We start from the raw sequence: 9,890 nt of genomic DNA, 5'->3' as shown, positions 1-9,890 counted from the left end.
TGCGCGACGTCGAGCGGAAGTGGAAGCAGAACCTACTGGAGAAGGTGGCCGAGGTAGACGACAAGCTGCTGGAGAAGTTCCTGCAGGACCAGCCCATCGGCAAGGTTGAACTGTCCGCCGCCATCCGCGGCGCGACGCTGAAGCATCTGGTCTGCCCGGTCATCTGCGGCAGCGCGTTCAAGAACAAGGGTGTCCAGCGGCTGCTCGATGCGGTCGTGTCGTACCTGCCGAGCCCGATCGACCTGCTTCCGACGGTCGGCACCCATCCGGGCGGCGAAGAGGTCTTGCGGGTGCCCTGGGATGAAGGGCGACTGGCAGCGCTCGCGTTCAAGGTCGTGTCCGACAAGCACGTGGGCAAGCTGGTCTATGTCCGGGTCTACTCGGGTACGCTGAAGGCGGGGAGCTACGTCTACAATCCAACCCAGGAGAAGGACCAGCGGGTCGGCCGTCTGCTCCGGATGCACGCGAACCGGCAGGAGCAGGTGGAAGCGCTCTATTCCGGCGAAATCGGCGCGGTGGTCGGCTTGTCCGACACGGTGACCGGCGATACGGTCTGCATCCGCGAAGCGCCCATCGTGCTGATGGCGATCGAGTTCCCGTCGCCGGTGCTTTCGGTGGCCGTCAGCGTGAAAGACCGGAATGACCGCGAACGCCTGTCGACGGGCCTCAACCGTCTGGCCGAGGAAGACCCGACCTTCATCGTAACGACCGACGCCGAGACCGAGGAGACTATCCTGTCCGGGATGGGCGAGTTGCACCTCGAGATCCTGGTGGACCGCTTGCGCCGTGAGTTCGGGGTGGTCGCGGACACCGGCGCGCCGCAGGTGGCCTACCGCGAGACGATCACGAGCCGGGCTGACGTGAATGAGAAGTACGTGAAACAGACCGGCGGCCGCGGCCAGTACGCGCACGTGGTGATGCGGCTGGAGCCGCTGAAGCCGGGCGAGGGTTTCGAGTTCGTGAACAAGGTGGTAAGTGGCCGCGTGCCCAAGGAGTATATCCCGGCGGTCGAGAAGGGCGTCGTCGATGTCCTGAAGAAGGGCGCCTACGCCGGCTTCCCGATCGTGGACATCCGGGTGACCCTGCTTGACGGTTCGTACCATGAGGTCGACTCGTCCGACATCGCCTTCCGCACCTGCGCCGCCCGCGCGTTCCGCCGGGCGTTCAAGTCGGGCAGTCCGCAACTGCTCGAGCCGCTGATGAGCGTAAGCGTGGTCACGCCCGAGGATTTTGCCGGCGCGATCATGGGGTCGCTCTGCAACCGCCGCGGGCTGATATCCGGGATGGACATGCAGGGCAACGCCAAGGTCATCAAGGCGATGGTGCCACTGGCGACGATGTTCGGCTACGCGACCGACGTCCGGAACATGAGCCAGGGCAAGGCGAGCTTCACCATGCACTTCGAGCACTACGAGGCGGTTCCCTTCTCCGTCGTCGAGGAAATCCTGGCCAAGAAGGTGACGAAGGACGCCGAAGAAGCGGAATAGGATCCCGGGATTGAGGCGAACCATAGTGCGCCCCGCAGCCTCAGTTCACTGCCTTCGGTCCTCTCGACGCCCTTGAAATCGGGTCCGACCATCCGGACAAAAACCACGTGAGCAAAGCGGCCCGCGAGAGTCTCTTCACCATCGCCTACGTCGCGGTGGCGCTGATTGCCGTCGTCATCGTCGGGTACCTCACCTTCAGGCGGCAGTTCTTCCACTTCCCGCGGCCGATGCTGCCTTTCCTTGTCGTCGGTCTGACCGGCTCACTCATGTATGCAATCGTCCAGATGCGCGGCGCCGGCCTGGCAATCCTGACTATCCTGCTGTTGCTGCTGGCCCAGGTGGCGATGACACCGCCGATTCGTCCGGCAACGCTGGCAGCGGCGGTCATCTTCGCCCTGCCGGTGGGGTTTGCCCTGCTGGCAGGAGCCTATGCGCAGAAGCTGCTGGCCCGCTTCAAGATTGGCCGGTTCGTGGTGATGGGGGTCATAGTTGCGGCAGGGTACGGTCTGATGATGCTGCTTTTCCTCGTCCGCTCGCGCTACGATGTCCGCATGGGACCGGTCTTCAGCCAGGCGTTCATGGGTCTGAAGCTGGGTGCGGCGATGGGGCTCGGGTTTGAGTTAGTTGATCTCATCGGGCCACGGCTGAAACGCGAGCCCAAGCGACCAGCCCCTGGTCCCTAACCCCTGATCCCCAGCCCCTTGGTCCGTTCGCTGCCTTCCGTCCTTACCTGGCACCGCAGGCACTACCCGCTGTTGCGGGCCCCGGATATCTACAAACTGGTCCACCAGGGCGTGTTCGGGCCGGGACACTTGGTCGCGAGCGAGCGACGTGCTCGTGCGCGCCTGATGGACGAACTGCAGGTGCTCGCGACCCAAGCCAGAAGGCAAAGGGCGGAAGCCGCAAGCCAACGCTGGGAAGAGGAGCTGATTGAGGAGATCTACCCGAGAGGAAAGCTGGTGCGGGTCAATCTGAGGCCATTGTTCGCCGCCCAATTCAAGTTGCAGAGTGCAGAGTGCAAGATGCAGAATTCCAGATGGCTGGTGGAGGCGATGGTTGAGAGTGCAATACGGGTCAAAGGCAACCCTGAACAGATGAAGCGAAGGTTGGCAGCCGCGGTCAGGTGGTGCCGAAGTGGCCTGCCCCGGCAGGCTGCTGACCTCGAGCGACTGGCGGCCGAAGCCGCAGCGTCAGGCTACCCGGCGTACCATCACTCGCCGACGTACGCTCGTGCCTACCGTCCGGCCTATCGCGTTTTGCTCGCTTCCTGCCTCGGTAAAGATGGGCACTGGACCACGGTGCGCGAACGAAGCTAGAGTCTAGAAGCGAGAAGCTAGAGTGCAGAGCAGGTTCCAGCACTTCTGACATCTAGCCTCTAGCCTTTGGCTTCTGACTTCGACTGCTCTGTATCACTCCGCGCCTCGGGCAGAGCCGGCTTAGCGGGCAGGATGAGCAGAGCGGTTGGCGGGGCCGGCAGATAGTCTGTCCGAGCGCCACCAGCAGCCGGTTCCAGTCCTTCCAGGCGCGGCGGGGCAGAATCTCCATCAGTCTCCGTTCCGTGTCAACCGGCCGAGATGTCCGCACCAGGTCGAGTCGATTCGACAGGCGCTGGACGTGAGTGTCCACGGCGATTGCCGGCAGGCCGAATCCCTGGCTCAGGACGATATTCGCCACCTTGCGACCGACGCCCGGGAGTTCCAGCAACTCCGCCAGCGTCCGCGGGACTTGCCCGTGCCAGCGTTCGGTGAGCATGCGGGAGAGCACCGGCAGCAGCTTCGCCTTGGTGCGATAGAACCCGACCGGGTAGATGAGCTTCTGAATCCGGGCCGCACTCAAACGGGCCAAGGCGCGCGGGTCAGGGGCGACCTGGAACAGGCGGTCAGCGGCCGCGGCAGTGACCGGGTCCTGGGTGCGGGTGGACAGGACTGCGGAGACGAGAATCCGGAACGGCGTCCTCTGCGGCATCAGCTTCACCGGTGCGTCCATCCCCGGCCAGGCGCGACTCAGTATGATGTAGATACGCAGGGCCCGGCGGCCGGCGGGAAGTGGTGTGCGGTTGGGGCTCAGGAGCCGATGAGCTTCAGCCCGGTGAGGAACCCCATCGTGAGGATGAGGGCCACGGCGGCGACCATGAACGTGGCGTGCCAGCGCATGTGCGGCGGCGTCTGGCCGGGCTGGCTGCGGGAGAAGGTGAGTAGCGCGGCGATCAGGGCGGCGACAAGCACGATGACCGAGAGCGTCATGTGGCCGGTAAGCTCGACTCCTTTGTGAATGCCGCGCAGGCCCATGTTGACGAACAGGCCCATGACAAAATTGGCCATGCAGAGCAGCAGGAAGTAGATGGAGCGGCCGCGCTGACGTCGCATCGGGAAGTCCCAGTCGCTGACTTTGGATAGGCTTACCTGGGCGGTTACCGTCCCAAGCGCGAGTGTGCCGAGGGCGATGATCGGATGGATGAAGCCGTACCAGGGCATGGCTAGGAGGAAATGACGAATGACGATTGACGAATGACGAATGAAGGAACCTGAACCTTCAACATGCTAGTCCACCAGGAAGCCGACGCGGCAGTGACGGAGCAGGTCCAGGTTCGACCGCGAGGCATGGATACGGGCCGCATCGGACTGGCTGACGACGAGGTCGCAGAGGTTGGTGCCGGTGACGAGCAGAGCCCGGACGACAAGCGGGTTCGCCCCGACACGGTCGGCAGTCAGCGCCTGTGTGCGGTCACGGAAGTACCCGACCAGTCCGTGCGCCGTCACCTGGTCCGGGTCCGCGAAGTCGGTGCTGAAGACGTCGTCTCCGGATTCGGTCACTATCTGCGGGAAGAGAGCGGGTCGCGCATCGAGCCCTGTGGCATCGACCAGGATGCCTGTGTACTCGGGCGTGCCGGGGGTCTCGTAGGGCACTAGCTCGACCCCGGGTGCCGGCTCTCTGCCTGCGGGCCAGGGCTGGCTGCAGCAGGGACAGGCGGTGCGGCCCAGCAGGTGCGGCGTGCTCCTTACCGGGAGCATGAGCCCGAGGATGGAGCCAGTGAGGAGGAATTCGAATGCGGTTGAAACCGTGCCGTCCGACAGGTACTTCGTTCCCAGGCGCTCGCTCGGGAGGTTCAGCCGCTCCAACCGGCGCTGCACCAGGGAATGAGAAGAGAGATAGGAGCCGACCGTCCAGTCCCGGTCATAGGAGGCGGCCCTGAGGGTTTGCAGCATGCGTTCCTTGAGAACGTCGGTGCTATGCAGGTTGCGGGTCCCGGAGTCAACAGTGACGACAACGACTGTCTGGCGGGAGTAGTCCAGCGAGTCAGCGGCCGCCGAAGCGACCAGGGCAGTCAGCAGCGGTACCAAGAAACGCGCGAGAACTCCTTTCTGCACATTCACCAGTCAGACCTGCAAACCAGTGGTCAAAACGGAAGAAGCGGCCAACGGGAATCGAACCCGTGTAACCGGCTTGGGAAGCCGGAGCTCTACCCCTGAGCTATGGCCGCATAGTTTCGGGCCGGCTGGGATGAGTTGCTGGCTGACCAAGCACCCGGTCCAGAGGCTTGGGAAGCCGGAGCTCTACCCCTGAGCTATGGCCGCGACAGGACTATACTAGGCACGCCCGGCTCGCTGTCAAGCGAATGCCGCGTATGCCCAGGACCCGGCTGCGTGGCCTTGACCCCTTGCTGACCCCCGCTAAACTTGTGGCCGAAGCGACTCGACGACCGGAAAGCGCTATCAACAAAGAAGGTAGTAATGAGACTGAAAGCCTGTCTTGCCCTGTTGGCGGTGCTGGCTTTGGCCCCGCCCGCCGCGTTCGCCAAGCTCTACGTTGGCGACGCCGCTCCTGACTTCACCCTGCCGGACTCCGCCTCGACAATGCACAGCCTGTCCGATTTCCGCGGGCAGGTTGTCGCGGTCCTCGGCTGGACCAACGGCTGACCGGAGTGCCGCGCGGAGTTGCCGCGCCTGCACGCCTTCCAGGTCGACTACGGCCCGCACGGTTTCACGTCGATGCCGATCAACATCCAGGACGACTGGAACGTCATTAAGCTCTACGCCCGGCAGTATGCCAGTCTCTATCTAAAGGACGACGGTTCGTTCTGGAGCGTCTACCGGCAGAACGGCTATGTTCCGCTCAACTACGTCGTCGATACTGCCGGGGTCATTCGCTACATCGCCGAGGGCTGGAACGAGAATGCGGTCAGGCAGGTCATCGAGCAGTATCTGCCGGACCCGATTGAGCATGACGTCGGCGTAGCCAGACTCATTGCGCCGACCGGTTCTCTGGATTCGGGAACGGCGGTGACGCCGGCCTGCTCGCTGCGGAACTACCGGAGCTATGCCGAAACCTACCCGGTGCGGATGCGGATCGGCGCCGACTACGATACTACGGTCACGGTGACGAACCACCAGCCGGGCACAACTGTGTACGTCCAGTTCCCGCAGTGGACCGCGCTCGCGCGGGGCAGCATTGCGGTCGCGTGCTCGACCGAGCTGGCCACCGACGACATCGCCAGCAACGACGTGGCGAGGACAACGCTCACGGTCAACGTCGACGACATCGCCGTGACCGCGATTCTCGTGCCGCTCGACACCGTCGAGCAGGGCCGCGGGTACGCGCCCGCAGTGGAGATAAGGAACCTCGGGACGGTTGCGGACATGGCCCGGGTGAGGTTCTACATCAGTGACTTCTACTTTGACACCGTCAGGGTCGCGCTCCAGCCCGGCAAGATCGACACTGCGTTCCTCGACATCTGGACGCCGGCGCAGCTCGGAACTTTCCCGGTGCGCTGCACCGTCGCCACGCTCAAGACGGACCTGTTTCCGGCGAATAACGAGCTGACGAAGTCGGTCTATGTCGGCCCTGCCGGCATCGAGGAGCAGCCGATGGGCAAGGCCCGGTTTACGCTCTTCGGCAGCAGCCAGAACCCGGCGCGCACGCAGGTAACCATCCGCTACTCGCTGCCCCAGGCTTCGCCGGTCGACCTGCGGATTTACTCGACCGCCGGCGAGCTGGTGCGCGTGCTCGAGTCCGGCTTCCGTGAGCCCGGCCTGCACCAGGTGGTCTGGGACGGGCGGGACGAACTCGGCCGGCTGGTCGGACGCGGCACCTGGTTCTGCCGGATGACGGCCGGCGCATACCAGGCAGTCACCAAGTTGACTACCATCGAGTAGACCCTGTTGTTTCCAATCAGCGAGACCCGGGAACCCCGGGTCTCGCTGCGTCTGACGGCGACGCCGTGGGCTGCCTCTGCGCCGCCGGAGACGCCGGCAAGTGATGCAGAGGGACGTCTTTGACACGGACGCCGGATGGCCTATCCTCACGCTCAGAGATGAGCGACCCCGAAGTCCCGGTCAGCGACGACGCCGACCTTGTGCGCAGAGCGCAGGCCGGGGACCTCGGTGCGTTCGAGGAACTGGTGCGGCGGCACCAGCGCGGTCTCTTCTCCTACCTCTACCGGATGTGCCGGAACACAAGCGACGCGGAGGAGATGGCCCAGGCCGCAATGGTAAAGGCCTGGGAGAAACTGGGAAGCTTCCGCGGGGCATCGAGCTTCAAGACCTGGCTCTACCGCATCGGCACCAACCTCTGCTTCAATCTGCGCACCCGGAGGAAGCCGACCGAGGAACTGGACGAGACTATGGGCGCGCCAGACGCCGAGCGGCCCGAAGCCGCGTTCCGGCAGAAGGTGCGCGAAGAGAGGGTGCGGGCGGCGCTGGCCTGCCTGCCCGAAGACCAGCGGGCCGCCCTCGTGCTCTCGGTCTACCAGGACATGAGCTACAAAGAGATCGCCGAGACTATCGGCAAGACGGTGCGGGCGGTCGATTCGCTGCTGTTCCGCGCCAAGTCGAACGTGCGCAAGGCGTTAGCCGAAGACCGGGCGAAAGGCGTCATCTGATATGACAGGTCACATGCGTCGTATTGGGCCTATTCCGAATCCGCAGGAACCAGGAGGATATGGTGTCTAAGACTTCGATGAATTGCGGACAGGTCAGACGGCTACTACCTCCCTTCCTCGATGAAGAGCTGTCGGGCGGGATGCGGCAAAAGATCGCCTCCCATCTCGCATCCTGCCCGACCTGCCGCACCGAGGTGGAGGCGCTCAAGGCGGACATGGGCCTGCTGGAGCAGGTAGGGACGCCCGAAGTGTCGCCGTTCCTTGTCACGCGGGTGATGGCCGAAATCCGTCAGCGGGAGAACCGCTCACCGCAAGGGTTCGCCCGACTCGTCCGGGGCTTAGCTGCTGCCCTCGTCGTCGCCGTCTCCATCGGCGCCGGCGTGTTCTTTGGCTCCGGCCTGGCGCAGGCCTCCTCCACGGTAGCTGCCAACAGCATCGAGGCCGAGGTCAGCTATGTCGAGTCATCAGCCGCCGATATGTACAGATTAATGTCGGGAGGTGACTGATGCGCGGCCGCTGGCTGGTCGTAATCGTGGTCGCCTCGCTGTGCCTGAATGTGGCGGTCGTTGGCACCTACTTCTTCCGCAGGACTCGCCACGACCGTTTGCGCAGGTTCCCATCTCGCCGGCTGACGTCCGAAGTGCGGGAGAAGCTAAGACAGGCGCGCGAGGCCGCAATCCCCGAGTTCGCCGCACTGGCCGAGCAGGAGCACGTAAGTGACTCGCTGCTCTGGGTCGAGATGCGCCGCGAAAGCCCGGACAGCGTTCGGGTCGAATCGCTTTGCCTGGGACTCGGCCAGACGCACGGCAGGATGAGAGCGATGGTCTTCCGGCAGATGCACCGGGAGCTGCAGTTGATGCCGGCCGAGGTACGGGTCGAGTACCTGAAGCACATGATGAAGATGAGGCCCGGCTTCGGCGTGCCGGGGCGGGGAATGGGTCACCGCATGCGCCGGGACTGCGGAATGCACCGACCGCCGAATGAGCCGCCCGCGGGCGGACCGCCTCCGGGACTACCGCCGGAAGCAGGAGATTGACCGCAGAATGACTAACCAAGGAGAAGCTAGATGAAGCACAGTGCACTTGTAGCACTGATGATAGCAGCCGTTGCCGGGTTCGCCCTCGCGCAGCCCGGCCCGGCGCCGGCTGACAAGTCGCAGGTGCCCATGACTTGCGGTATGAACTGCAAGCAGGGCATGCCGGGGATGAAAGAGATGCAAGGTATGATGCACGGCGCGGCGATGCCGGACATGACGCCTGAGCAGATGGAGAAGATGGACGCTCTGCGCACAGCGCAGGTCAAGGCGATGGTGCCGCTGCGCGCCGACCTGAAGGTCAAGGAGATCGAACTCGACGCACTCTGGCGCGCCGACGAACCTGATGCGAAGAAGATCATCGCCAAGGTCAGGGAGATCGGCGACATTCGAGAGAAGATGGAAGTCGCCCGCATCAACCATCAGTTTGACATCCGCAAGCTCATGACCCCCGAGCAGCGCAAGGCCATGAATAAGATGGACGTGGGTCCGGGTATGATGGGCAAAGGCAAGCGGTGCGGCATGCGTGGAATGATGCGTGGCCCGATGGGCGGCGAGGGTTGTGGAATGCAGGGCGGAAGCCAATGCGGCGGGCCGCAGGGGCCGATGGGCCAGGGTGGTCAGCCGGGCTGCAAGATGCAGTAGCTCCGAACGGAATCAGTTGCTTGGCTCGGTAACGCCGGGGCCTTCGGGCCCCGGTGCTTTCGATCCGGTATAGGTCCTATAGGCCCTATTCGTCCTATTCTCCTTGCCCGGGCTTGCGCTTGAGCTTGCGCCGGATTAGACTCGGGCGTGGTGAACACGCTGATTGCCATCAGGCCATACCTCCTGCTGGCGTTCTTCGTGGCGGTCATCTGGCTCGCGACTCGCGTTCTGCGCCGGGCAATGCTCGGCCGTGTCGGCGAACTCGGCAAGCTTGTGTTGCTTGCCGCCATTGTCGGCGGCTACGCGCTCACTGCTCTCCTCATGGCCATGGGCACGCCGCCGCCATGGATGCCTCTCCTTATGGTCTTCTTGGGACCGAGGCCGACGGTGATCATTGTCATCGCGTCGGCATTCTTGGTCTGGCTGATTCTCCGCGAGATACCGTTCCCGATGCCGCACTGGGCCGGGTTTCTGGTCGACGGCCCCTGGCGCAAGCTCCTAATGCCCGCGGACGTCACCCTGAGTCGTTTGGCGCTCGGGCCCGGCATGCGCGTGGTCGAAGTCGGGTGCGGGACCGGGCACCTTTCTGTCGATGTCGCGCGCCGTATCGAGCCGGGCGGGTTTCTCTTCTGCGTTGACATCCAGCCGCAGATGGTCGAGAAGACGCTGAAACGGCTTGAAGCTCACGGGCTTCGCCACGTGCAGGGGTTCGTCGCGCCGGCGAACAAGCTGCCTTTTGACATCTTCGACATTGACCTCGTGTTCTTTGCCCACGTGCTCGGCGAGATCCCGGACCGGTTGCCGGCCCTGCGTGAGGCGCTGCGGGTTCTCCGGCCCGGAGCGGTGC

Annotated in this window: 13 protein-coding genes and 1 tRNA gene; 10 read left to right on the top strand and 4 right to left on the bottom strand. The window is 64.1% G+C overall.

Annotated features, from left to right (window positions below; translation table 11 throughout):
• The 3 genes from fusA to FJY68_12010 all read left to right on the top strand — a co-directional run.
• On the top strand, nucleotides 1–1,487 hold a 1,487-nt coding region (gene fusA / locus FJY68_12020; protein MBM3332552.1), incomplete at its 5' end, for an elongation factor G.
• Between the two features lie 107 nt (nucleotides 1,488–1,594).
• A complete protein-coding gene (locus tag FJY68_12015; protein ID MBM3332551.1) occupies nucleotides 1,595–2,170 on the top strand; it encodes a hypothetical protein in 576 nt (191 codons plus the stop codon).
• 18 nt (nucleotides 2,171–2,188) lie between these two features.
• Entirely contained in the window at nucleotides 2,189–2,803 is a 615-nt protein-coding gene (locus FJY68_12010; protein MBM3332550.1) for a hypothetical protein, read from the top strand.
• Nucleotides 2,804–2,855: 52 nt separating this feature from the next.
• On the opposite strand, the gene FJY68_12005 is transcribed toward FJY68_12010, so the two are convergent.
• From FJY68_12005 to FJY68_11990, 4 genes are all read right to left on the bottom strand, one after another.
• On the bottom strand, nucleotides 2,856–3,473 hold the full coding sequence (locus FJY68_12005; GenBank protein MBM3332549.1) for an endonuclease III: 618 nt from the start codon (nucleotides 3,471–3,473) through the stop codon (nucleotides 2,856–2,858).
• A gap of 77 nt (nucleotides 3,474–3,550) precedes the next feature.
• Nucleotides 3,551–3,961: a hypothetical protein gene (locus FJY68_12000; GenBank protein MBM3332548.1), complete on the bottom strand. Its 411-nt coding sequence runs from the start codon at nucleotides 3,959–3,961 to the stop codon at nucleotides 3,551–3,553.
• Nucleotides 3,962–4,027: 66 nt separating this feature from the next.
• Nucleotides 4,028–4,855 (bottom strand): hypothetical protein, encoded by an 828-nt coding sequence (locus FJY68_11995; protein MBM3332547.1) that lies wholly within the window; start codon nucleotides 4,853–4,855, stop codon nucleotides 4,028–4,030.
• Between the two features lie 42 nt (nucleotides 4,856–4,897).
• Nucleotides 4,898–4,968 (bottom strand) — tRNA-Gly (locus FJY68_11990).
• 250 nt (nucleotides 4,969–5,218) lie between these two features.
• On the opposite strand from FJY68_11990, the gene FJY68_11985 reads away from it, so the two are divergent.
• The 7 genes from FJY68_11985 to FJY68_11955 all read left to right on the top strand — a co-directional run.
• Nucleotides 5,219–5,404 (top strand): redoxin domain-containing protein, encoded by a 186-nt coding sequence (locus FJY68_11985; protein MBM3332546.1) that lies wholly within the window; start codon nucleotides 5,219–5,221, stop codon nucleotides 5,402–5,404.
• A gap of 18 nt (nucleotides 5,405–5,422) precedes the next feature.
• Entirely contained in the window at nucleotides 5,423–6,640 is a 1,218-nt protein-coding gene (locus tag FJY68_11980; GenBank protein ID MBM3332545.1) for a hypothetical protein, read from the top strand.
• 158 nt (nucleotides 6,641–6,798) lie between these two features.
• Nucleotides 6,799–7,365 (top strand): sigma-70 family RNA polymerase sigma factor, encoded by a 567-nt coding sequence (locus FJY68_11975; GenBank protein MBM3332544.1) that lies wholly within the window; start codon nucleotides 6,799–6,801, stop codon nucleotides 7,363–7,365.
• 59 nt (nucleotides 7,366–7,424) lie between these two features.
• Nucleotides 7,425–7,871, top strand: coding sequence for a hypothetical protein (locus tag FJY68_11970; protein ID MBM3332543.1), 447 nt, complete (start codon nucleotides 7,425–7,427; stop codon nucleotides 7,869–7,871).
• A complete protein-coding gene (locus FJY68_11965; protein MBM3332542.1) occupies nucleotides 7,871–8,401 on the top strand; it encodes a hypothetical protein in 531 nt (176 codons plus the stop codon). Before FJY68_11970 ends, FJY68_11965 begins: the two co-directional genes overlap by 1 nt.
• Before the next feature lie 30 nt (nucleotides 8,402–8,431).
• On the top strand, nucleotides 8,432–9,043 hold the full coding sequence (locus tag FJY68_11960; GenBank protein ID MBM3332541.1) for a periplasmic heavy metal sensor: 612 nt from the start codon (nucleotides 8,432–8,434) through the stop codon (nucleotides 9,041–9,043).
• A 150-nt stretch (nucleotides 9,044–9,193) separates the two neighbouring features.
• Nucleotides 9,194–9,890, top strand: a 697-nt coding sequence (locus FJY68_11955) for a methyltransferase domain-containing protein (GenBank protein ID MBM3332540.1), incomplete at its 3' end; no start/stop codon positions are given.

This window comes from candidate division WOR-3 bacterium, assembly GCA_016867815.1.
Classification (GTDB): Bacteria; Hydrothermota; Tepidihabitantia; order Tepidihabitantales; family Tepidihabitantaceae; genus UBA2258.
This window is presented reverse-complemented; position numbering and strand designations above follow the sequence as displayed.